At 68.9% G+C, this 22,524-nt stretch carries 24 protein-coding genes and 1 pseudogene; 4 read left to right on the top strand and 21 right to left on the bottom strand.

Annotated elements, in window-relative coordinates:
* Positions 1–29: 29 nt before the first annotated feature.
* From ELI80_RS14500 to ELI80_RS14490, 3 genes are read right to left on the bottom strand one after another with little or no spacing between them, the layout of a single operon-like run.
* Positions 30–485, bottom strand: coding sequence for a phage-derived protein YdaY family protein (locus ELI80_RS14500; RefSeq protein WP_136653031.1), 456 nt, complete (start codon positions 483–485; stop codon positions 30–32).
* Positions 485–1,426 (bottom strand): phage tail tube protein, encoded by a 942-nt coding sequence (locus ELI80_RS14495; RefSeq protein WP_136653030.1) that lies wholly within the window; start codon positions 1,424–1,426, stop codon positions 485–487. The genes ELI80_RS14500 and ELI80_RS14495 overlap by 1 nt, the downstream gene beginning before the upstream one ends.
* 24 nt (positions 1,427–1,450) lie before the next feature.
* Complete coding sequence (locus ELI80_RS14490) at positions 1,451–1,870, bottom strand: acyl-CoA transferase (protein WP_136653029.1); 420 nt, start codon at positions 1,868–1,870, stop codon at positions 1,451–1,453.
* A 170-nt stretch (positions 1,871–2,040) separates the two neighbouring features.
* On the opposite strand from ELI80_RS14490, the gene ELI80_RS14485 reads away from it, so the two are divergent.
* Together ELI80_RS14485 and chrA are read left to right on the top strand one after the other, a co-directional pair.
* Entirely contained in the window at positions 2,041–2,862 is an 822-nt protein-coding gene (locus ELI80_RS14485; protein ID WP_136653028.1) for a chromate resistance protein ChrB domain-containing protein, read from the top strand.
* A complete protein-coding gene (gene chrA / locus ELI80_RS14480; protein WP_136653027.1) occupies positions 2,862–4,229 on the top strand; it encodes a chromate efflux transporter in 1,368 nt (455 codons plus the stop codon). The genes ELI80_RS14485 and chrA overlap by 1 nt, the downstream gene beginning before the upstream one ends.
* Positions 4,230–4,252: 23 nt before the next feature.
* Here chrA and ELI80_RS14475 read toward each other — a convergent pair whose 3' ends face one another.
* The 8 genes from ELI80_RS14475 to ELI80_RS14440 all read right to left on the bottom strand — a co-directional run bounded on the left by ELI80_RS14475 (position 4,253) and on the right by ELI80_RS14440 (position 12,074).
* Positions 4,253–4,882 (bottom strand): DUF6441 family protein, encoded by a 630-nt coding sequence (locus ELI80_RS14475; RefSeq protein WP_136653026.1) that lies wholly within the window; start codon positions 4,880–4,882, stop codon positions 4,253–4,255.
* Between the two features lie 5 nt (positions 4,883–4,887).
* Positions 4,888–5,199, bottom strand: coding sequence for a head-tail joining protein (locus tag ELI80_RS14470; RefSeq protein ID WP_136653025.1), 312 nt, complete (start codon positions 5,197–5,199; stop codon positions 4,888–4,890).
* Positions 5,199–5,534 (bottom strand): DUF2190 family protein, encoded by a 336-nt coding sequence (locus ELI80_RS14465; protein WP_136653024.1) that lies wholly within the window; start codon positions 5,532–5,534, stop codon positions 5,199–5,201. Before ELI80_RS14465 ends, ELI80_RS14470 begins: the two co-directional genes overlap by 1 nt.
* An 80-nt stretch (positions 5,535–5,614) precedes the next feature.
* Positions 5,615–7,684, bottom strand: a complete 2,070-nt coding sequence (locus ELI80_RS14460; protein ID WP_136653023.1) for a prohead protease/major capsid protein fusion protein — start codon at positions 7,682–7,684, stop codon at positions 5,615–5,617.
* Between the two features lie 5 nt (positions 7,685–7,689).
* Positions 7,690–9,234: a phage portal protein gene (locus ELI80_RS14455; RefSeq protein ID WP_136653022.1), complete on the bottom strand. Its 1,545-nt coding sequence runs from the start codon at positions 9,232–9,234 to the stop codon at positions 7,690–7,692.
* Positions 9,234–9,443: a phage head-tail joining protein gene (locus ELI80_RS14450; protein WP_136653021.1), complete on the bottom strand. Its 210-nt coding sequence runs from the start codon at positions 9,441–9,443 to the stop codon at positions 9,234–9,236. The genes ELI80_RS14455 and ELI80_RS14450 overlap by 1 nt, the downstream gene beginning before the upstream one ends.
* Positions 9,443–11,431 carry a phage terminase large subunit family protein gene (locus ELI80_RS14445; protein WP_201740657.1) on the bottom strand — a complete coding sequence of 663 codons (1,989 nt, stop codon included), beginning with the start codon at positions 11,429–11,431 and terminating at the stop codon, positions 9,443–9,445. Before ELI80_RS14445 ends, ELI80_RS14450 begins: the two co-directional genes overlap by 1 nt.
* Positions 11,432–11,477: 46 nt before the next feature.
* Entirely contained in the window at positions 11,478–12,074 is a 597-nt protein-coding gene (locus tag ELI80_RS14440) for a hypothetical protein (protein WP_136653020.1), read from the bottom strand.
* A gap of 113 nt (positions 12,075–12,187) precedes the next feature.
* On the opposite strand from ELI80_RS14440, the gene ELI80_RS14435 reads away from it, so the two are divergent.
* Together ELI80_RS14435 and ELI80_RS14430 are read left to right on the top strand one after the other, a co-directional pair.
* Positions 12,188–12,412 carry a hypothetical protein gene (locus ELI80_RS14435; RefSeq protein WP_085378164.1) on the top strand — a complete coding sequence of 75 codons (225 nt, stop codon included), beginning with the start codon at positions 12,188–12,190 and terminating at the stop codon, positions 12,410–12,412.
* Positions 12,413–12,502: 90 nt separating this feature from the next.
* Positions 12,503–13,075, top strand: coding sequence for a DUF3489 domain-containing protein (locus ELI80_RS14430; protein WP_136653019.1), 573 nt, complete (start codon positions 12,503–12,505; stop codon positions 13,073–13,075).
* A 53-nt stretch (positions 13,076–13,128) separates the two neighbouring features.
* Here ELI80_RS14430 and ELI80_RS14425 read toward each other — a convergent pair whose 3' ends face one another.
* From ELI80_RS14425 to ELI80_RS14385, 10 genes and pseudogenes are all read right to left on the bottom strand, one after another.
* Entirely contained in the window at positions 13,129–13,353 is a 225-nt protein-coding gene (locus tag ELI80_RS14425) for a DUF7220 family protein (RefSeq protein WP_136653018.1), read from the bottom strand.
* The gene (locus ELI80_RS16485; RefSeq protein WP_236641523.1) at positions 13,350–13,733 is read right to left on the bottom strand and encodes a hypothetical protein; all 384 of its coding nucleotides are present in this window, start codon (positions 13,731–13,733) and stop codon (positions 13,350–13,352) included. Before ELI80_RS16485 ends, ELI80_RS14425 begins: the two co-directional genes overlap by 4 nt.
* Before the next feature lie 304 nt (positions 13,734–14,037).
* Positions 14,038–14,544 (bottom strand): annotated as a pseudogene (locus ELI80_RS16480) (DNA cytosine methyltransferase); the annotation flags it as partial.
* Position 14,545: 1 nt separating this feature from the next.
* Positions 14,546–15,922 carry a site-specific DNA-methyltransferase gene (locus ELI80_RS14415; protein WP_136653016.1) on the bottom strand — a complete coding sequence of 459 codons (1,377 nt, stop codon included), beginning with the start codon at positions 15,920–15,922 and terminating at the stop codon, positions 14,546–14,548.
* 404 nt (positions 15,923–16,326) lie between these two features.
* Positions 16,327–16,773: a DUF6362 family protein gene (locus ELI80_RS14410; protein WP_136653015.1), complete on the bottom strand. Its 447-nt coding sequence runs from the start codon at positions 16,771–16,773 to the stop codon at positions 16,327–16,329.
* Positions 16,766–16,969: a hypothetical protein gene (locus tag ELI80_RS14405; protein WP_136653014.1), complete on the bottom strand. Its 204-nt coding sequence runs from the start codon at positions 16,967–16,969 to the stop codon at positions 16,766–16,768. The genes ELI80_RS14410 and ELI80_RS14405 overlap by 8 nt, the downstream gene beginning before the upstream one ends.
* On the bottom strand, positions 16,966–17,484 hold the full coding sequence (locus tag ELI80_RS14400) for a hypothetical protein (protein WP_136653013.1): 519 nt from the start codon (positions 17,482–17,484) through the stop codon (positions 16,966–16,968). The genes ELI80_RS14405 and ELI80_RS14400 overlap by 4 nt, the downstream gene beginning before the upstream one ends.
* Positions 17,485–17,540: 56 nt before the next feature.
* Positions 17,541–20,468: a DUF7146 domain-containing protein gene (locus ELI80_RS14395; protein ID WP_136653012.1), complete on the bottom strand. Its 2,928-nt coding sequence runs from the start codon at positions 20,466–20,468 to the stop codon at positions 17,541–17,543.
* On the bottom strand, positions 20,461–21,744 hold the full coding sequence (locus ELI80_RS14390) for an ATP-dependent DNA helicase (protein WP_136653011.1): 1,284 nt from the start codon (positions 21,742–21,744) through the stop codon (positions 20,461–20,463). Before ELI80_RS14390 ends, ELI80_RS14395 begins: the two co-directional genes overlap by 8 nt.
* A complete protein-coding gene (locus tag ELI80_RS14385) occupies positions 21,741–22,514 on the bottom strand; it encodes a PD-(D/E)XK nuclease family protein (RefSeq protein ID WP_136653010.1) in 774 nt (257 codons plus the stop codon). Before ELI80_RS14385 ends, ELI80_RS14390 begins: the two co-directional genes overlap by 4 nt.
* Between the last annotated feature and the right edge of the window lie 10 nt (positions 22,515–22,524).

Here is a 22,524-nt window from a genome sequence, read left to right as displayed (position 1 = left end):
CTGCCAGCCTTCATGCGTCAGGGGCCGGTTCAGCCGCGCCGGGCAGTCCGGGCAGGTTTGCGCGCTGGCTCCGCAGGGTTCGCAACCCTCGCAGTATCGGTCGCCCCCGCCGAAGGACCATTCGGCGAGAGCGCGGAGCCGTTTTTTTCCTGTTCCAGCAGCAGGCCCTTCGAGACGTAGGTCAGCTGGAACGCCTCGAAGATCGGCCAGACATCGAGCAGCGCGTCGATGGCCTCGGGGCTTGGGTCGATGGGATTGCCGTCGGCGTCGCCGATACCCTCCCAGGCGAGCACCGCCCGCCGCGCCAGCGCCTTGGCGAAGGCGACGGCCCGCTCTTCGTCGGAAGCCTCCTCGGGCACCGCTTCGACGGCGGGATCGCTGCGGGTCGCCACCATCAGCGCGGTGGTCAGCGGTCGCAACTGCACCCGGACGCCGGGCGCCAAGTCATGCCAGCGCGGCGCGTTCGTCAGATCAAGCGTCAGCATCAATAGGTCTCCACGTCGTTCACGAGGGTGGCGGTGCACATCCGGCCGACGACGCTGTCGCGCGCGGCCTGCCAGTCGAATGTCGCCTGAACGCCCTGCGGCCCGGAAATCTCGATGCGCGGACGCGGCAGGTAGACGGCGTGCACGGTAAAGGTGAAGCTTTCGCCCGAGGGCAGGCTGTAGGCAAATTCCATCTCGCAGGCCTGGCCGTTGATCGCCTGCGTTACCAGCGTCTGGTCGGCGAAGCGCACTTCGATCCGGCCGCTGAGCGCGGCGATGGACGGGTCCGCGCCGTCGATACGTCCGTCCGAGCGGATCGTCTCGATCCGGTCGAGGTTGTTGGCGTAGGTGATCTCGGCCGAGACCACGTTGCCGAGGGCGGTCCCATTCCGGGTGATCGCCCCGTTGAAGTGGCCGAACCGCTTCAACTCCAGCGCGGCAGGCGTCCCGGCGCCGGTTGTCGTGCCCACCGTCTCGCCCTGCGCCACCAGCCGCGCCGTTGCCGTCAACAGCCCCGAGCGCTGCATCTGCCAGGTGATCTGGTCGAGCACGCAGCCGGAATACATCGCATAGCGCGGAACCTCCGGCATGCCGGTCTCGATCGACAAGCTGGGCAGCGTCCAGGACCCCGACTGGAACTCGTGGCTGAACGGGGCCTCCGCGCCCGTGGTGGTGGGTGGCCCGAACGCCGCCTTCAGCCAGAAGCCGAAGGCCTCTGCGTCCAGCGGCACCACGGCATCGCCGTCGGCCGTTACCGCATCCTTGATCGGCGCCAGCGGGTCACGGCCGTAGCCCAAGAGCTCCGAGTTCAGCAGTGGCTGCTCGGCCCCCAGCGACGTGCTGGCGAAGGGCATGCGAGTGAAGCCGCTGGCGGGCGGCGTTCCATAGGTCGTCTCGAACGCAAGCGCCATCTGCGCCCGCGCCCCTTGGGCTCGTGCCATGGTGTTCTCCTCGGGTTGTCGGGATCAGCCGAGTGGGTCGGCCGTGGAATAGTGCAGCACCACCGGGATCACGGCGGCCTTCAGGCTGGCCGCGCCCTCGACGGGCAGATCGACCGGGCGCGCGGCTTCCGCCTCGACCCAATCGCAGAGCCCGCCCAGCGTGCGGTCGGCGACGAGCGCTGCGCCGATACTGGCGGTCAGCGTGTCGAAGGCGGTGTCTCGGTCCGCACCCTGCACGATCGCCTCGATCTCGGCGCGATGCTGATAGTGGTAGCGGAGCGGCGAGAGCGTGACCTCGGGCTCCCCCGGCTCCCCGTCGCGCTGGATCAGCAGGCCCTCGGCCGGCACGCGCTCGGGCAGCACCTCGCCGCGGAGAGCGGTGGCGGGCAGCGCCGAGAGCCGCGCGTGCAGCGCGGTGAGGATGGTTTCGCGAGGGGTGGGCATGGAGGGTCTCTTCGATGTCCGAAGCGCCCGAACATGGGCAGCTGGACCTTTGCAATTCTTGACAGTTTCTGAGCGTTTCCGGTAACTGGACCTATGGGGATTGCGAGCTCCCCACGAGGCGCCAGCCGAAGATCGCGTTCCTGTTCAACCCCGGCGACGGAGGAACGCACATGCCTGCGCCCAATGCCATTTCGTTCGACAAGCTCATCCGCATCATCGGAACCCCGCGCGCACCGCTTCTGCTCGACGTTCGGTCCGAGGAAGATTTCGCCGCCGATCCACGATTGCTCCCAGGTGCTGTCCGGGTCGACGACCAGGCGCTCGCCGCCCTCGCGCCACAGCTCGGCGGCCAGCCTTCGATCACCGTTTGTCAGGCCGGTCACCGGCGCAGTCAGGGCACTGCCGCCTGGCTTCGCGCCGAGGGCTGCGCCTCGGAATATCTCGAGGGCGGATTCGAGGCCTGGCGCTCCGCCGGCCTGCCCCTGATCGATCCGTCGAAGCTGCCCGCGCGCGACGCGCAGGGCCGCACCATCTGGGTCACCCGCTCGCGCCCCAAGATCGACCGCATTGCGTGCCCATGGCTGATCCGGCGCTTTTTCGATCCCCGCGCGATCATCCTGTTCGTCGCGCCCGCCGAGGTGATCGGCGTCGCCGAACGCTACAACGCTTCGCCCTTCGACATCGAAGGCGTGTTTTGGAGCCACAGGGGCGACCTTTGCACCTTCGACGTGATGCTGGCCGAGTTCGGCCTGAGCATTCCCGCGCTCGACCGGCTCGCGACAATCGTGCGCGGCGCCGATACCGCCCGGCTCGACCTTGCGCCCGAGGCCGCTGGGCTGCTTGCCGCGTCGCTCGGCCTGTCGCGGATGTATTCCGACGATCTGGAGCAGCTGGAGGCCGGGATGCTGCTCTACGACGCCTTCTTCCGCTGGGCGCGGGACGCCACCGACGAGACCCACAACTGGCCCACCAACAAGCCGAAGGCAGACTGATGCAGGACCGCGCGTACCCCACGCTGGCTGCGGCCACCCGCATCTGGGCCCGCATCGGCCTGTTGAGCTTCGGCGGTCCGGCCGGGCAGATCGCGCTCATGCACCGTATCCTCGTCGAGGAGCAGCGCTGGCTCGGCGAGAAGCGGTTCCTGCACGCGCTCAACTACTGCATGCTGTTGCCGGGTCCGGAAGCGATGCAGCTCGCCGTGTACATCGGTTGGCTGATGCATCGCACGCTCGGCGGCATCATCGCGGGCGTCCTGTTCGTGCTGCCCGGCGTCGTGGCGATCATGGCACTCAGCTGGATCTACGCGCTCTACGGCAATGTCGGACCGGTCGAGGCGCTTTTCTTCGGGCTCAAAGCCGCGGTGCTGGCCATCGTGGTGCAGGCGGTCATCCGCATCGGATCGCGCGCGCTGAAGAACGGTGCGATGGTCGCCATCGCCGCGGCCTCGTTCGTGGCGATCTTCGGCTTCGCCATTCCGTTCCCGCTCATCATCCTCGTGGCTGGCCTGATCGGGTTCTTCGGCGCGCGGGCGGGCTTGCCAGCATTCCATGGCGGCGGCGGACACGGCAAGGTCGGCAAGGTCCAGGTCGACGACGCCGATACGCTGCTGGGCGAGGAATCGCCTGATCACACGCAGGTCAACCGGGGTTGGGCGTTTCGCATCTCTGGGGTGTTCCTCGCGCTCTGGCTGGCGCCGGTTGGACTGTTGTTCGCGGTACTTGGGCCAGAGAACGTGTTTTCGCAGATCGCGGGCTTCTTCAGCGTCATGGCCGTGGTGACCTTCGGCGGCGCGTATGCGGTGCTGGCCTATGTCGCACAGGAGGCGGTGCAGAACTACGGCTGGCTTGCTCCCGGTGAGATGCTGGACGGGCTCGGGATGGCGGAGACCACGCCCGGCCCGCTGATCATGGTGACGCAATTCGTGGGCTTCATGGGTGCTTTCCGCGAGGCGAGCGGCCTGTCGCCCCTGATGGCGGCAACGCTCGGCGGGCTGCTGACGACGTGGGTGACCTTCGTTCCCTGCTTCCTGTGGATCTTCCTCGGCGCGCCCTTCATCGAGCGTCTGCGCGACAACGCAGTGCTGACCGCCGCCCTGACCGCCATCACCGCGGCCGTGGTGGGCGTCATCCTGAACCTTGCCGTCTGGTTCGGTCTGCATGTCGTCTTCGACGAGGTGCGGACCGTTACAGCGTACGGCCTCGATCTGGATGTGCCCGTCTGGTCGACGGTGAACCTCGCGGCTGCGGCACTGGTGCTTGCCGCGCTTGTGGCGGTGTTCCGCTTCAGGCTGGGCGCCGTGACGGTCCTTGCGGGCTGTGCGCTGGCCGGTGTCGCGCTGGCGTCTGTGGGCTTGACATGAAGCCGATCTTGTCATGGCGCGGATCAAATCTTCGCCTCCACCCAATTCGCCACGATCAGCCCCGGCACGCTGTCCAATGCCCGATCTGCATTCCGCGCGAGGTCCAGCCGCTTCGGCAGCTTGACCTGCGGCACCAACAGGAAGATTGGCGCGGTGACCTTGCCGCGTCCGGTCTTCGAGCGCGACACCACCGCTTGGCCCTTCGTGTTCAGCCGTCCCTCGGCCACCAGCAGGCTCGGGCCGGTGCGGCGATAGACGAAGCGCAGGCGCAGGCCACGGCGACGTTCCCATTCGCCGGGCGTGATCCTGCCGCCGCGCAGGGATTTGCCTGCGGCGGGCAGAGGGATCGCCAGCCAGAAGCCGTCTTTGGAGCGGATCAGCGGGCCGGTGTCATGCGCGCCGACGATGACCGGGGCCTTCGACCAGACCAGCGCTGCCGCATCCAGGCTCTCGCCCGACCTCGGGAAGTTCTGGCTCCGGATCGAATTGGCGAGCCGGGGGCCGAGCCCCGCGCCGGTGATCTGCAACCGCCACGCCGACTTCAACCCGGTGCCGGCCCCGCGCATGGCGGCCGAGACCGCGCGTTCCCCCGCCGCGACCTCGGCCGCCATCATGGCTACGATGTCGGGATCGATGTCGAGCTTCAGTTTCATTGCGGTCACGCCGGGCGCAGGTCGACGGTCCAGACCAGCCGCTCGCGGTCACGGACGGGCTCGCCCTGAATGAGGAAGGCGTCCCCATCGATCTCGATCCTATCGCCGGGACGCGGGTTCGCCACCTCGGCGACGCGCAGGTCGATTCGGGTGGTCTCGGACCAGAGCCGCGCGTCGCCGAAGTCGGTGACCGCATCGGCACGCCGGGCGACGACGCGCACCAGGACGGGCGTGCCGCCGTCGGCGATGTAGACCGCATCCCGGCCGACGTTCTGGTCTGCAAAGAGCGCGCCGACGGCGGCGGCGAAGGCGCTCATCAGAAGGTCGCGTTCAGGCGCACCCGGCCGAGGGTGTCGCCCGCGCCGCTGGCCACCGCCTCGACGGACACGCCGATCAGGGTGTTGTCGGTTGCAACGGTCGTGCAGCGCTTGTTGGTGTCGTCCCAATAGACCTTGGCGCCGACAGTCCAGGCCTGGGAGCCGACCTTTGTGATGTCGAACACGCCGACGAGCGCGGTCTCGACGGGCTCGCCGAGGGCGGCGTCCCCAGCGGCGATGCCGAAGATGGAGCCGACGAGCAGGCCATCGCCGGAGGCGACAGCATAAGGCGCGCTCAGGGTGATGGTATTGCCGGGCTGGACGTAGTTTTTCATGGGTGTGATCCTCGTGGGAAGACGAAGGGCGGCCCGATTGGACCGCCCGTGTGTCAGGGTTCAGCATGTTGGGGTGCGGGTTATGCGCCCGGGTTCTTGTAGAGACCGCGCCAGTCGATCGCCTTGGCGCCGAAGTCGAGACGGCACTTGATCTCGACCCCGTCGACGTCGAAGCCGTTGCGGGTCTCGATGTAGGCGCCCTGCTGGCCCTCGAGATAGGCGTACTCGATGGTGTCGATCTGGTTCGGGCTGGCCGCCAGATACCAGGCGGTCTCGCTGGCGGCGTCGAGCCGCGGCTCGCTGATCGGCGCCAGCGTGCGGATCGATTGCGGCACGACGCTGGACGTCGCGGCGGGCACGAGGTTCTGGGCGACCAGCTGCTCGGCCTTCAGTTCCAGCGAGGCGGGTACGATCAGGAAGGCGGGCCGGACGTTCAGCACCGTCTTCTTGTCGAGGCCGGTCTGCTTGGCCATCGCCGCCCGCGCCGCGCCCACCGCCTCGACGGCCAGTGCAGCGCCGGTGCCCGCGAGGTTCTTGTGGGTGGTGTGGAACAGCGCGTTGCCGTCGGCCATCGCCGGGTTGGCGGTGATGATCCCCCAGACCACGTCCGACTCCAGCTGGGCGATGGAGTTGCCATACATCGCCGGGATCCGGGTGAAGGCGTCGAGATCGTCGTTGATCAGCGTCTGGCGGGTGATGGCGACCACCCGGCCATAGGTCTTGACCTTGTAGCTCTCCTTGCTCTCGCCGAGCGTCCCGCGCTTGAACTCGCCGCTCTCGCCCACCTCCAGAAGCTGCGGCGCTTCGCCAAGCTGGACCCGGTGCATGGCCTTGAAGTCGGTGGCGAGCACCTGGCGACAGAACAGCATGAAGGTGCGGGGATAGGCCTCGTAGGCCTGCCGCAGGGTCTTGTTGGTGACCGCCGACAGGATCTCCGGGAAGTCCGAGGTCGAATGCAGCGCCCGCGTCGCCACCTCGTCGCGCGACAGGCCGCGCGTGTTGACCCCGGCATTGCCGAGGCTTTCGCGGGCCAGTTCCAGCAGCGTCATGCCGCGGTACTGGCGCGCGGCGTCCTCCAGCTGGAACAGCGTCGGGCTGTAGCGGTGCAGCAGCGCGTTGGCCACCGCGTCGCGGCGGGTGATGCGCTCGTCCCTGCCGCCGAGCGGCACGGAGACATGCGGGAAGGTCCGGGTCTCGTCGGACTTGGCGGCTACCTGATCGAGGATCAGGCGGCGGGACTCGTCGACGCTGACGCCGCGCTTGACCAGGTCCTCGGCGAAGCCGCGCTCGAGGTTCAGCCGCCCGGCCAGATCGTAGATGGTGGAGACGCGGTCGCGCTCGGCCTCGCGGGCGCGGGTGGCGACAGCCTCGGTGTCGGGCGCAGCGGGGGCATCGGTATTCTGAAGCTTCGGCTGCGTGCGGGTTTCCACTGCGGCGACCTTCGGGTCGGGCGCAGCCGCTTTCGGCTCGGTCATGGGGGTGTCCTCGGTTGCAACCGGCTCGGTCGGCTGGGTAACGGTGGCGGCCGGGGCGGCGTCGCTCGCCGGGGTCTGGGTCTTGTCCGTCATCGGGATCGGTCCTTTCGTGCTGGAAGGGGCGTCCCGGCGGTGGAGGACGCAGTCGTGAAGGGGGTGCTGGGCGCGGAAGCCCGCTGCGGGGTCGGCGCCGACCGCGACGGCGGAGACCTCGAAGGGCGTCCAGTCCACCGCCCGCCAGAGTTCGCGCGCGGCCTCGGGCTTCGAGACCTCGAAGCGGTGGACCTGGTAGCCGATGGAGACCGCACGGATGTGCCCGGCCTGGATGTCGCGCCAGATCGGCTCGACATCGGCGCGCTCGGAGATGCGCACCAAGGCGATGCCCCGGCCGTTCTCGATCCGCGCCGAGCCCGGCACGACCGAGCCGATCACCGCATCCAGCGTGTCGAGCTCATGCACCTTCAGGAAGGGCGCACCCGCGTTCAGCCGGTCGAGCCGAACATGGCCGGGATCGAGGCTCAGTTCCTCGTCATAGGGTTCGCCGAAGAAGGTCGCGCGGCGGACGCGGGCCCCTGCCGACCAGACCACCTCAACGGTGCGGCTGTCGGCGTCGGCCGTGTTCGGCGCAAGCTCCGCCGACCGGCGCATGGCCGGCAGTTCGATCATCGTGTCCATGAAGGTCAGTCCTGTTGGTCGGCCTGCGCCGGGTCGGTTTCATCCGCGTCGGCGGAGGGGTCGGCGGCGGCGGTATCGGTCGCCGGATCGCCGGTCTGCGCGCTGCCGGTCTTGGTGACGCGGCGCGGGTCGCTGTCGAGTACCAGCCCCAGCGCGTCGAGCTTGGCGTTGGTCGCGGCGATCTCGGCCAGCACCGCATCGGGGTTGCGGCCCTGCCGGGCGATCACCTCGAACAGCGTCATGGTGCCGGAGCGGATCGACAGCAGGTTCGCCATCGCATCCTTCTGCGGATCGACCGCCTCGAACTTCGGCGGCGACCATTCCACCGGCACGGTCGGCGACGGGATCTGCCCCGCCGCCCACGCCGCCTCGGTGAACCAGCGCCAGACCGGCGCGCAGAACATCGGGATGAAGAGCTGCCATTGGACGGCGTCGATCTGGCGGCGGAACTCGACGAGCCCCGCCCGGATCGAGGAATAGTTGACCTGGCTGAGATCGCCGGTCAGCAATTCATATGGCACCCGGAAGCCCGCCGAGATCGTGTGCAGGCTGGCCCGCTTGTACTCGCCATAGCCGCCGGTGGCCGAGGGCTGGTTGAAGCGGATGTCCTTGCCGCCGCGCGCATAGGCGATCAGCCCCGGCTCGAACTGCTCGACCCGGTTGCCGTCGGCATCGACCACGGAGGGCGCGATGCCCTGCTGCGCCTCGTCGTCGCCGAAGACGATGGCGGTGACGCAGGCCTCGGTCTTCTTGCGGACCAGCTCGGCGACCTCGTAATCGTCGAGATCGCGCAAGCTGCGGATCACCGGCGCGCCCCAGGGAACGCCGCGCGCCTGCGTGCGCTGCTTCTCGTAGACATGGGCGATCTCGGTCGCCGGGACCGGGCGGCTCTGCAGGCCGTTCTGCAAAGCGCCATACGCGTCGCCCGGGTGCTCGGCATGCAGCCAGTAGGCCCGGCGCTTGCCGAACGGGTCGAACTCGATCCCCTGCACGAGGCGGCCCGCGCCGAGGGCGCCGGATTTCGTGGCGTCGAGGAAGTCGGCCTCCAGCACCTGCAGTTGCAGCGGTACCGGCAGACCGTCCGAGGATCGCCGCAGGCGGCGGCGCACCAGCACCTCGCCCGCCTCGACCATCTCGCGGCAGATCAGCGTCTGCAGGCCGTAGAGGTCGAGCTGACCATCGGCGTCGCACTCCGCCGTCCAGCGCTCGAAGAGCGCGTCGACCCTTCGGTCGAGCGTGTCGTCGCCGCTGGCGGCGCGGGGCATGATGCCCGCGCCGATGATGTTGTTGACCAGCACCGCCACGGCCTTGGCCGCATGCGGGTTGTTGCGCACCAGATCGCGCATCCGGTCGCGCAAGAGCGCCCCGGCGACGCCGATTTCGGTGTCGGCCGAGGATCCCGGCGCCCGCCAGCCCTCGGTGCGACGCCCACGCGCCGCGCCGTCATACCCCCGCGTCAGGGTCTCGAAGACCTGACGCGCCATCACGCGGCGGGCCGCCATGCGCGGGGCCACCGATGCGATGGCGTGGTCGAACCAGGTCGCCGACATCAGCGGTCCCCGCGCGAGAAGCCCGCCAGCCCCGCCACCGGCAGCGGCCGTGCCGTGCCCGCGATGGCGCGCTCGAGGGTGCGAATGCGGGCGAGCAGATCCTCGGCCGAACCGTAGTCGACGGACTTGCCGTCATAGCTGACCCGGGTCGTGCCGCTGGCATAGGCTCGGCGCAGCGCCGAGAGCTCGGTTTCCGTCCAATCTACCATCAAAACCATCCTCCGCGCCGCCCGAGCCAGTCGGAGCGGCGCTTGCCCTGCGGGGCCTGTCCCGGCCGGTTGATCTGTCCCGCGGGATCGGTGTCGGTGGGGGCCGCCCCGAGCTGATCCTCGAGGTCGCGCCATTTCTCGTCGGGCCAGCGGTCCGCGCCCGCGATCCAGGCGGCGGCGCGGGCGTAGACCCGGCAATCCAGCGCCTCGTTGCGCTCGCGCAGCTTCTGCCATTCCAGCCGGGCGAAGCCGCGCTTGGTGCGCACTGTCACCAGCTGCTCGGCCACGAACTGCTTCAGCCATTCGTTCTCGACCCAGTGCGGCAGATGCACCGACCCGGGCGGGAACGCCGCCCCGTCGGCCATGTCCTCCTCGGTCGGGCGCGCCAGCCGCAGGAAGCGGTAGGTCTCGGCCTTGAAGGTCGACACCGCCACGGTCCAGAGCCGCGCCCCGCGCCGCAGGCGTTTGCCGCCCTCGGTCGCGTCGACGAAGGTCGGCCCCGACACCGGGCTCGAGCGGTTGAACCCCTCGACGCCCTTGACCGGCGACACCTGCGCGAAGCCATGCGCCCGCGACCAGGAATAGACCGCTGGGGCCTCGTAGCCCGTGTCGATGGCGAGCCGCGCGATCCTGAGATGCGCGCCGCGTTCATGTGGCCAGCTTCGATCCAGCAGCGCGGTCAGCTCCGACCACGCGTCATGCCGATCCGGCCCGCCCTCGATCACGACGTGATCGACGAGCCAGCTCTCAAGCCCTCGGCCCCAGGCCCAGACATCGACCTCGATGCGGTCCTTCTGGACATCCGCGCCCGCCGTCAGGAACAGCCCGCCCGCTGGCACCGTGCCTGGCCGCCACGCCTCTCGGCGGTCGTAGAGTCGTTGCCAGTCCGGCGCTTCGCCGGTCTCGACCCATGTCTCGCCAAGGATGGTGTTGCGGAACGCCTTGATCGCCTCGTCGGAGCCTTGAGCCGCCTCCCAGCTGCGCGCGATCCGGGGCCAGCTGAGCCAGCCGACCGGCGAGTAGAGCGCCGAGAGGTGGTAGCCGACAGTGGTGGGATCAGCGGCCGTGGCGGTCGCCCGCCATTCGCCGCGCTCCAGCATCGCGGTCTTGTGGTGCTCCGCGACGGCTCTGTCGCAGCCTTCGCAGATATATTCTGCAGTCTCCGGCTTGCCCTTCTGCCAGCGCAGCCGCTCGAACTTCAGCCACTGCATCGCCCCGCAATGCGGACACGGCACGAAATAGCGCCGCTGGTCGGACGCCTCGAACTCGCGCTCGATGCGGCTGTGCCCCCGGATCGTCGGCGTCGAGACCAGGAATACCTTGCGCCGGTGAGCGAAGGTCAGCGACCGCGCCTCGGCCAGGGTCACCGGATCGCCTTCCTCGTCGGCCGAAGCCGGATAGGCATCGACCTCGTCGAGGAAGATGTAACGCGCCGGGGTCGAGCGCAGCCCGACCGCCGAGTTCGCGCCCGTCATGATCAGGATGCCGCCCGCGAATTCCTTGGACAGCATCGTGTTCCCGGCGTCGCGGGATCGGGCCGGTTTGACCCGCTCCCGGAGCTCCGGGCTCTCGTCGATCAGCGGGTCAATCCGCTGGCGCGAGTTGCGCTTGGCCAGTTCCACGGTCGGCTGGACCGCGAGCATCGGGCCCGGGGCCTGATGGATGGCAAAGCCGATCCAGTTGTTCCCAGCCTCGGTCGCACCGACCTGCGCTGCCTTCATGAACACGATCCGCTGGGTGGGATCGCCGGGCGACAGCCGGTCCATGATCTCGCGCATGTAGGGCGTACGCACCGTGCGATACCGCCCCGGTTCGGCCGAGGCGCGGCCCGAGAGCATCCGGTGCCGGTCCGCCCATTCGGATACGGTCAGGTCCGGATCGGGCCGGAGCCCGTTGCCCCAGGCGCGCAGGATCTCGCCCGCGCCGTCGAAGTCCGTCAGGCCATCTTCCGGCCCTGCGCTTACGCTCCGGGCATTCGTCCCTCGCAAGGGTCCACTGGACCCTTCCGTTTCGCTGTCGCGAAATCGGTCCTCATCACCGGAAGTCGGGCCGGACCTCGGCGAGTTCGTCGAGGTGGGCGCGTACATGTTTCTCCAGCACCTTCTGCATCGCGGCTGGCTCCACGGTGATCTGCTGGCCTGTCGCGTCGCGGCACGAGGCCGAGAGCTCGGACGCCATCAGGGCCGCCGCGCGTGCAGGCCAGTTCACCCACGCGTCCCGTTCCTCCCGCGCCAGCCGGAACACCAGCGCCAGCGCGCGGGCCCGCTCGATCAACTCCCCCTTCAGCTTCTGGAGCCGGATGCGCCGTTCCTGCGCCTTCAGCACTTCGTTCGCGGTCTTGGCCTGCAGGAAGGTCGTGCCGCCCCCCACCGCCGGGACCGCCAGACCCTGTTCGCGCAAGGTGTCGCCGACAGCGGCGACCGCCGCCTCGGGGACGGGCTTCAGCTTCGGCGCGGGCGGCTTTCTCGTCTTGGATGGGTCCGTCGTCTCCGCGCGCCGGGCGTCGCTCGCGGCCGCGTTGATGCTGCCGTCCGGATAGAGAACCAGCCGCTCGGCCGTCTTCGCCTTCTGGATCGCACCGCGCGACAGCCCGACATGCGCGGCGTACTGGCGCTCGCTCATGCCCTGCATCGATAGCTCCGATTATCATTTAAGAACATGTGCTTATCGAATTGATAAGCGCGCCGGAGAGAGCGAACCTCACTGCAACGAAGCGATGCAACTCGACCCAAGGAGCCAGCCCGATGACCCGCCGCGCGACCGACAACACGAAAGCCCTAGACGCCTTCATCGCCGCGAAGACCGAGATCGATGCGATGCTGGAGCGGCTCGCCGCGCTCAGCGCCGACCATTTCGAGACCAGCCCAGACGAGATCAACTGGGGCCATGTCGGCACCCTGAACCATTATCGCGCCAAGCTGCGCGAGATCACCGACATGGCCTTCAGCGAAGGCGAACACGCCGAGTGAGACGACCCGCTCCCGGTCCCGCCCGCCGACTGGCGGGCTCGGCCTCGTAGAAGGGCCCGCATCCCGCGCGCCCCGATACGGGAGACGACGATGACCAAGCTTTCCGACACCCAAGCCCTGATCCTGAGTGCCGCCGCCCAGCGGCCCGAGCACATCGCCCTGCCGCTGCCCGAGAGCCTGCGGGGTGGCGCCGCCGCCAAGGTGGTCGGCGCGATGCTCGCCAAGGGCTTCCTGCAAGAGGTCGACGCCGACATGCGCAAGGGCGAGCCTGTCTGGCGCGAGACCGGCGACGGCCACGGCGTCACGCTGGTCGCCACCGACGCTGGACTCTCCGCCATCGGGATCGCGCCCGAGGACGCGAACCCCGCGCCTGCGGGCGCGACGGACGCGCCGGCCAAGGAGCCCGCGCCGGACACCCCCACCGAACCCGAAGCCGCGCCCAAGGCGCGCACGCCGCGCGAGGGCACCAAGCAGGCCACGCTGATCGCCATGCTGCGCGCGCCGAACGGCGCGACCATCGAGGAGATCATGGCCGCGACGGGCTGGCAGTCGCACACGGTGCGCGGCGCAATGGCCGGGGCGCTGAAGAAGAAGCTCGGGCTCGAGGTGACATCGGAGAAGGTCGAGGACCGGGGGCGCGTGTACAAACTCCCCGCCGCCTGACGCACCGGACCCCGACAAGCTGATGGCCGCCGTCCCTCCGGGGCGGCGGTCGATCATTTGGCGCTCCGCATCCGGATCGCCTCGAACACCCGCCGCAGGGCGAAGGATCGTGCGATGCTCACCACAGTGAACACCGCGCCCATCTTCAGGTTCTGCGCCAGCGTCGTGTGCAGCCCGAAGACCGGGAAGATCAGGATCTGTGTGACGACGGCGACGCCGTAGCCGACGATCACGTTGGTGACGGCCTCGACCAGCGACATGGTGCGCGACTGCTTCATCCCGCCACCTCATCCATCGGCCAGCAGTTCAGCCGCGAGAGTTCGCAGCGCATGCGCCGCAACCAGTGGGACCACGCCGTTGCCACAGAGGCGAAGCCGGTCCACCCGGTGGGCCAGCCCATCAGCGCCTCGACGAACAGCGGGTTCAAGGTCCGGCGCACATCGCAGGTATCGCTCCCAGCCATCGGCGTCGCCAGGACCTGGCGGCCAAGCAGGCCGTTCACCGGCGTGTTCGCCAAGGTCGTCGCCCCGTCCTTGTGATCGCGGGCCGTCGGCGTCATCCACATCCCCGCCGCATGGGTCAGGTCGGCACTCCTGCGGTTGCCCGCGCTCGGCTTGGCACGCCCGTTCGCCATCGGCGTAGGCCAGTCGCGCGCCATGCGGTCCAGACCCTTCTCGTCCTTCCGTTCGCCACCCCGGCTGCGGAAACTGTCGATCTGGGGCGTCGGCCAGAGCGCGGCCGTCGTCGCCAGTTTCATCCCGTGCTGGCCTGCTTCCTGCGACGGCGTCGGCTTCGTTTGCCGGTTCTCGTTCGCACTGGCACGGGGCGTCGGCCAGAGCCGCAGCAGTTCCGTCCGGTTCCCGCCACTCGAGCGGGTGCCGGAGCAGGCGCGCGGGGTCGGCCAACTCGTCCCCCTCGCGGATGGCGAGGATGAACAGCCGTTCGCGCTTGTGGGGCGCACCGACTTCCGCCGCCGTGAAGAGGCCTGCCGCAAGGCGGTAGCCCATGCCGACCAGTCCGCCGGCGACTTCGGGGAAGCCGAGGCGGAGATGATGGGCGACATTCTCGAGGAAGACGAAGGGCGGCTCGGCCTCGCCGATGATGCGGGCGACATGGGGCCATAGATGACGCGGATCGTCCGCGCCCCGGCGCTTGCCCGCGACCGAGAACGGCTGGCACGGATAGCCCGCAGTGACGATGTCCACCGCGCCGCGCCAAGGGCGGCCGTCGAAGGTGGCAATATCGTCCCAGACAGGTGCCGGATCCAGGGACGCGTCTTCCATCCGCGCCACGAGAGTGGCTGCGGCAAAGGTTTCCCGTTCGACATGGCCCACAGCACGATATCCGGGGATGGCAATGGCGAGCCCGAGATCGAGCCCGCCCGCGCCGGAGCAGAGGGAGAGCCCGAAGAGGCATGCGTCTCCGGCTCCGGAAGCGCGTCCGGAGGAAGGTAAAGCCAGGTCATGCATGTCACGCGGCGGTCTTGCGCTTCCGCGCGGGTTCGGGGGCGGCGTCCGTTGCCGGGGCATCGGCCGGAGAGTCGGCGTCGTCGCCCAGCCGCTCGGTTCTCACCTCAGCGAAGGTCCGACCATCGCCATCGAGGGTCGCGTCGCGGCCGGTCTCGGCCTGCCAGCGCTCCACGGCGACATCGACATAGGCCGGGCTGATCTCCATAGCGAAGACGCGGCGGCCGTTGGCCTCTCCCGCCATGATCTGCGAACCCGACCCCGAGAACGGCTCGTAGCAAAGCCCGCCGCGCGCCACATGCTGGCGCATCGGGATGCCGAAGGCGTCCAGCGGCTTCGGCGTCGGGTGATCCGGGCGCTCGTCCTTCGCGAAGGACGGCATCTCCCACGTCGAGGGCAGCGTCTGCTCGGCCACTTTCGGCGGACGGTTCGGACGGCGCCAGCCCATGAAGCAGGGCTCGTGTTTCCAGAGGTAGTGGGACCGGGTCAGGACACCGCGGTCCTTCACCCAGATGATCTGCTGGTGGACGAAGGCGCCCGCCTTTTCCCAGCAGGCCTCCAGCATCGCCTGACGGCGCGAGGCGTGCCAGCAGTACCAGGCGGCGTCCTGCGTGATCGCCTCGGCCACGGCCGCCGCGATGAAGCCGTCGTAGAGTTCCGCCCCCTGCGAACTGTCGTCCCATGTCGTGCCGTAGGACGCCGACCAATCCTTGTTCCGGGTCGGGTGGTTCGAGCCGTCGTAGTCGACGAGATACGGCGGGTCGGTCGCGAACAGGATCGCCCGCTCGCCGTTCATCAGGCGGCGCACATCGGCAGCGCTGGTGCTGTCGCCGCAGAGCAGACGGTGGTCGCCGAGGATCCAGAGGTCGCCCGTCCGAGACGCCGGGTTGCGCGGCGGCTCTGGGATGGTCACCGGCGGCACGGAGCCCCCGGCGCCACCTTCTTCACCGTCGTCTTCCGCGACGTAGGCCAGCAGCTTGTCCAACTCGCCGTCGGAGAAGCCGACCAGCGACAGGTCGAAATCCTCGGCCAGCAGGTCGTTCAGTTCCGCCGACAGCAGCGCCTCGTCCCAGCTGCCGAGTTCGGTCAGCTTGTTGTCCGCGATGCGGTAAGCGCGCCGCTGCGCCTCCGTCAGATGCCCCAGCACGATCACCGGCGCCTCGGTCAGCCCGAGCTGCGTCGCGGCCAGCACGCGGCCATGGCCCGCGATCAGTTCCCCGTCTTCTGCCACGAGGCACGGCACGGTCCAGCCGAACTCGGCCATGCTGGCGGCGATCTTCGCGACCTGGTCCGGCCCGTGCGCCTTCGCGTTCTTCGCGTAGGGCTGCAGGCGCGACAGCGGCCACGTCTCGATCGCCTCCGGGGCAAAGCTCAGCGTCATGGCGGGCAAGGTTCCTAGGTCGGGTGGATGCCGGTGGCTTCCGGACTCCGGATGCCGCGCTGGACTCCAAGCGGGGTCCAGCGGCTACCAGCGGTGTCCGGTCGGAAGGCCAGCGTTCATTGGTGTTTGCGCGGCGCGCGCGTGGCTCCGGCTTCCGGGTGGCTTCCCAAAAATCCGACCCTGACGCTGGCGATGTCCCGCGCTTCGCCCGCCAGCATACGAATGTCGCCAGGAAGGAACCAAGAACTCAATGGGTTAGCCCATTGGACCTCGGCCGGACCCTCACTGGACCCCGGAAGCCAGCGGCGCGGCCTCTGCCTGCGCGCTCCTCTCCCGAGCATATTGGTTTTCTAACGGCCTCGTCGAAATGTGTAAGGCCCCGCGATGTACACCCGAAAATTTCCTCAGAGGACGATTTTTCTTGACAGGCGATTGGCGTTTTCGATGACGAACTGCTGCGAGCGCCGGGGCGACGGGACGCGACCGTTCAGGCGCCAGGTGATCACCGCAAGGCCGTACTGCCAGCGCTTGGTCGCGGCCGTGCGCGACAGACCGAACTGCCAGCAGATCGGCTTCCACGCCATGCCGTCTGCGCGGGCCCAGACAAGGCGCCCATCCTCGGGCTCCAGCCAGCGCAGCCAGAGCATCGCGTCCTCGGCCTGCGTGATCTGTCGCGGGCTCGGCCTTGGCCGCCGCATCTGCGGTTCCTGACCGACCTTGTCTGCGAAGCTGTGAAAATACTCCGGCCAGGCGTTGAAGAAGCCCTGCGGCATCACGCCCGGCATCTGCCGCATCACGCCCGCCGCGAGCTCCAGCCGATCCTGCACTTGTGCTGTGGTCCACTCACCCATGACGCGCCTCCCGTTCCCGCTTGCCGTAGAGCCGCTCGCCGAGCTGGCGCACCAGCTCCCGCTCGGGCCAGGTCAGGCGGTCGTCGTCGATGGCGACGGCCAGCAGGCCCTGTTCCCTCCAGCCGTCGCGCTTGACCTCGTCGGGGTTGCGGCGGTGACCGCCGTAGCCCTTGGGCGTGAACCGCATGCCGCTCATTGCACACCTCCGCGCGTTTCCAGCGCCCAAAGCAGGATCGCAATGGCGTCGGCCTCGTTGTCGTCGGCGGGGCTGAAGCCGCGCGCCCGGGCGGCCGCCATCATGGCGTCCTTGTTCGCGTTGCCCTTGCCTGTGGCGTGGCGCTTGATGGTGCCGACCGGCACGCCCTGATAGGCGACGCCCGCGGTCTCCGCCCACGACGTCAGCGTGGCCAGCAGCCCGCCATACACATGGGCCGCGTCGGTGCCGACGTGTCTGCGCACCTCCTCGAAATGGATGGCGGTGATGGCGCCAGCGTCGTGAGCCAGCTGCTCGAGCCAGCCCCGGAACCTCAGGTAGCGCATGCCGCCGCCGTCATAGCGGCTCGGTCGGAAGGATACGGTGCCGCTGGTGATCAGACCGTCCGCAGCCTGCAAGGCCCAGCCGGTCGTGGTGCCGAGATCTAGGGCGAGGATGACCGGCACGCCGGGGCACGGGGCGCTCATGGGTGTCGGGGTCAGAGATACGTGGGCCATGATGGGCTCCTTTCCGGTTTGCTGCTCGATGGGGCGATGGTCAGGGCATGCGGGGCTCATGGATCGAGCTCCCGCAGCCAATCGGGGACGGGTGAACCTCGGGAACCTGCCGCGGGAGGTTCACACGGAGGTTCACACCGACAAGGCTCTGAATTCACGGGGCTTTGTGAACCTCGTGAACCTTGTGAACCTTTTCCGGCATCATCCTTCGCATGTGCGTGCGCGCGCGCGTGCGTAAGGGTTGGGAGAGGTTCACAAGGTTCACAAGGTTCACATTTTCTCGTCCGATCAATGGCTTGATCGTGTGAACCTCGGTTCTGGAGGTTCACACCCGCGCCCCGAGGTTCACACGCGCCGGGCCCTCGTGCGCCGGATTGAGGGCGCGACGTCTGCTCGGAGACCTTCAGTTGCCACTTGACCGCCCGCCGAAACGTGCCCGCCTGCACCAGCCTGAGCGTCAGATCGCCCACCTGGAACACCCGGTCCCGCATCTTCTTGATGGCGATCCCGAAGCTGGTCTTCTGCGCGCGGTCCGTGTGGCCGGTGATGGGGGGCGCCGGATCGCAGAACAGGGCCACGTCGAAGAGGTCGGCCGCGCCCACCTCGGCAGTCCCGAACCGGTCCCACCAGGCGGCGATGAAGGCGCTCCAGCCTGCGCCCTCGCTGTCGGAGGCCTCCATCATCTCGTCGAGATTGCCGAGAAAGCCGGGAATGCCCGCGACATCGAGCACGCCGCCCACGACATGCGCCCAGTTCTCGAAGGAGCCGATGGTGCGCGCGCCGCGCGGCTTTCCGGCGGCGATCCACGCTTGGCAAATCGTGAGGCAGGCGGCGACCAGCCGGGGGCGGTTGGCACGCACCCATGTCATAAGATCGGGATGGCGGAAGCCGGTGCGCTGCCAGGGGCGCTCCTCGTGAGGATCGAGCCGGATGCGCAGGAGGCGGCGGGCCATCTCGTTGGAGAACTCGGGGTTGTTGCCGGTGGCGATCCAGAGGCAGCGGATCGGCAGCCGCGCCATTTCCGATGCGCCGAGGATCCGGTCCTCCCAGAAGGGCGCCGTCAGGGCGGCCGCGACGGCGGAGCTGTCGAGCTTGGCGCGCAGGTTGTCGATCAGCACGATGGTGGGGATCTGGCGCAGTTTGGCGGTGACGCGCTTGCGCCATTCGTCGTCGTCGCGCCCCTCGGTCATGACGCTCGCGCCCGAGCCGGTGAGGATGGTGGCCACGGCATCGACCATGAGCGTGGCGCCGGAGCCGGGGCTGGGCTTCTCGATCAGGTGCAGCGGCGTCGGCCCGTCGATCATGCCGCGCAGGAAGCCGAGCAGCAGCAGCGCGATCACATGCGCCATCTCGGCGGGACCGACGAAGGGGAAGTCTCCGAGCAGATCCTCGCACAGCAGATTGCGGGCGGCGGCAACCTCGGCGGCTGACGGCTTGGCCGGAATGGTCGGCACCACAAACCCGGGCGTCGGGGCATAGAGAAGCCGCGCGTCGGGATGATAGCCCGGCGTGGTCAGCAGCGTGCCGCCCCGGCCAAAGACGGGTGTGTTGACGATGCCCACCAGCACGGGCAGCGCGGGGTCGGGCGTGGCCAGCACGGATTTGACCACGGCGATCGGCGGCGGGGCCGCGACCAGCTCGCCCTTACCGTTCAGCTTCTTCCAGTGCGCCAGCCGCGCCAGCATGTGGCGCAAGCGTTCCTCGGTAATCGCGGTGGCGACCGGACGGCCCTCGTCGTCGGGCACCACCCATGTCGGCTGCCCGGCGAAACGGAACACCCATGGCGTCCGGTTCGAAGCCATCAGCAGGCTCCACACCCGCTCCACCGAGCGGGCGAGATCGCCCTCGTCGGCGCGCAGTGTGGGGATGGCCTCGCCGCTGCCCTGATAATTGATCGGTCGGTGCTGTCCGATCAGCAGTGTCGACTCGGTTTCGGTGATGGCCTCCGCATCGGCGATCAGGGCCGCGACAGCCTCGGACCCTTCGCGCAGCAGCAGGTCGTTGAAATCCTCGCCTTCCTCGTGCGGCAAGACGACGGCCACGTCGCGCCCCTGCGCGCGCAGGCGCCGGGCGGCGGCCTCGGCGGCCCGCAGACCGGCCCCGGAGGTGTCGTTGTCGGCCAGGATCAGCACGCGCCGGACGCCAGGCGGCAGATCGACCTGTTCGAGGCCCGATGTCGACAACGTCGCCCAGACCGGCAGATCGGGGCATGCGGTCATCACCGCGAGGCCGGTCTCGATCCCTTCGGAAAGCGCAAGCCGATCGCCGTCGCCGAGATCGGCGAGACGCACCGCGCCACCAGAGACACGGCCGAGCATCTTCTTCGCCTTGTCGAGCGGCGCCTTGGTGACCGCCACCTCATCGGTGGCGAGGTAGCTGCGGTGCAGGCCGATGACCGCGCCATCGCGGTCGCGGACCTGTCCAAGCATGGCCGGATAGCCCGTCTTGGTTTCCCAATGGGTCAGATCCGGATGAAACAGCAGATCGGCGGCCTCGGGCACGGTCAGACCGCGCCCCGTCAGATAGCGCGCGACCGGAGAGCCCGTGATCGGCTCCGCACCCGTCAGGATGTGCGCGATCTCCAGCGCGGGATCGCGCTTCAATGGGGGCGGCGTCGGCGGTGCGCGGCGTTCCGGTGCGCCTGGCGCGATGCCCGCGAGTTCTGCTGCCTCGACGATCAGCGCCCGGCCGTCGAGACCGGTCGCTTCCTCGATGGCGCTGATCGGGCCGCCGCCCTGATTGCCGTCGAAGTCGATCCAGTCTCCAGCGTGCGCACCGCGCAGGGTGATGACACAGGAGCCGGTATTGCGCGGCGCGTCGCCCCGGATGTTGGCGAGCCGCCACTCGTCGCCCGACCTGCGCCCGCGCGGAAACAGGCGTGGCACCCATATCTCGGCGGTCTCGCGAAGGCGCGCCACCACCAGATCGAGATCGTAGCGCAGAGGCTCGCCGCCGAGCGGTTTGGCGTCGTTGAGGTCAAGCAAGGATCACCAGACCTTTCTCGGCCCGCGTGATCGCGGTGTAGAGCCAGCGGTTGCGATCGGCGGCGCTGCGTCCGAAGCCGTCGTCGAACACGACGACGTTCTCCCATTGCGAGCCCTGCGACTTGTGGCAGGTGATGGCGTAGCCCCAGCTGGACTCGATCAGCCCGCGCCGGATCTGCCATTCACGCCGCCCGCGCTCGGGGTCGTAGGCGACATGATCGGCATACTCGCCGCGCCAGAAGCTCTGCCGCCCGCCGATGCTGATCCCGTCCTCGGCCTCGACCATCGCGCTGAAGGCGAAGGCGTCGTCCGGATCCTGCCGCACCTCGGTGAGTGTCAGGAACATGCCGTTGATCAGCCCGAGATCGTGGCGGTTCTTGAGACAGATGATCTTCTCGCCACCGCCTGTCGGAAAATCGGCACCGAACCCGGCCGCGCGCTTCATCGCGGTGTTCAGCCAGCGCCGCGTCGAGTTGGTGCCGCAGATCACCTGACCACCCTGTAGCATCTGCGCGGGACCGACCTCGTGGCGCGACATCTTCCAGACATGGTCGTCATGCGCGCCGGGTGGGATCGGCAGTCCCTCGCGGGCCAGCGTCGCGAGCCGCAGGATGGCACTGTCGCCCGCCTGGCGGTGCACCTCGGTCAGCATCACGTCCGGCACGGTCTCGGTGAAAAAGCCCGTGTCCTTCACGGGCGGCAGCTGCCCCGGATCGCCCAGCACCAGGATCGGCTTGCCGAAGGCCATGAGATCGTGGGCCATCTCCTTGCCCACCATCGACACCTCGTCGAGCACCAGGAGGTCCGCGTCGCGCAGGATCGACTGCTCGTTGATCAGGAATTTCGGCTGGTGGATGTCCTCGAGGCGCAGTTCGAGCTGGGCGATGCGCGTCATCGCGAAACCCCGCTCGGCCGGGCCCATGCGCGGCAGGTCGCGCCGCAACGCCGCCAGATCTTCGGTCGCGCGCGCGATCTCTTCCGGCGTCGCCTCGGAGACGCGGTAGATCAGGCTGTGGATGGTCTGCGCGGGCGTGCCCTTGCGCGTCATGACGAGCGCCGCCTTGCCGGTGAAGGCGGCGAAGAGCACCCCGCCAAGCCCGCCCGGGGTCATGGGTTCCAGCCCCAGCGCCTCGATCGCCATGGCGGTGATGGTGGTCTTGCCGGTCCCGGCATAGCCGAACAGTCGGAAGATCTGCTGGTCGTGCCGCCGCGTCTCGTACCAGTCGCGGATCGCGGCGATGGCGCGGCCTTGGGTATCAGAAAGGGTGACGGTCATGCCCGGTCCTCCCAGCAGCGGACGGCGAAGGGGCAGAACCGGCAGAGGAAGAAGTCGGGGCTGGTCGCGATGCGGGGCAGCAGATCGCCTGCGTCCGCGGCGCGCAGCACGTCGACCGCCTTGTCCGACAGCGCCTGCGCGGCGGCCGGATCGAACGACACCTGCTCGTGGTAGAGCTCGCAGGTGTCCTTGTTCAGCGCGGTGAAGAGCGCGGACCCGAGGCCCATGTAGGCCATGTAGATCTGCATCTGGCCGAAATAGATCGGCTTCGAGAGCTGCACGCCTTTCTTCGCCGTGTCGGACCAGGACGAGGCTTTCAGCGCCTTGTGTTCCCAGAGAACGGGCCATTCGAGGCCGATCTCCGGGCCATCGACGATCACGCCGTCCACATGGCCGCGAATGCGCCCGCCCGCCGCCTCGAAACCGAACTGGCCGCCAGCTTGCGTCTGCGTGCGCAGATCGAATCCGGCCTGCCGAAGCCAGCGGATCGCCAGATCCTCGAAGACATGCCCGGCCGCGAAGATGCGAAGAACGCGCCCCTCGAAATCCTTGCCGGGATCGGGCGGCGTGTGGGTGACCTCGTAGACCAGCCGCCGCGCGCAGGGTTCGCCGATGCGGCTGGCGCCCAGATAGTTGCGCGGGCGCTGGCCCTCGCGTTCGGCCTCCAGCGCAGCATCGATGCGGCCGTTGATCCGCGCGCCGAGGGGTTCGGGATCCGAGGCGTCGCGGCCATAGACAAAGCCCGAACCGTGATTGAAATCGACCAGCATCCGCACCCCC

This window comes from Paracoccus aeridis (assembly GCF_004923205.2).
In the GTDB taxonomy this organism is placed as follows: Bacteria; Pseudomonadota; Alphaproteobacteria; order Rhodobacterales; family Rhodobacteraceae; genus Paracoccus; species Paracoccus aeridis.
This window is presented reverse-complemented; position numbering and strand designations above follow the sequence as displayed.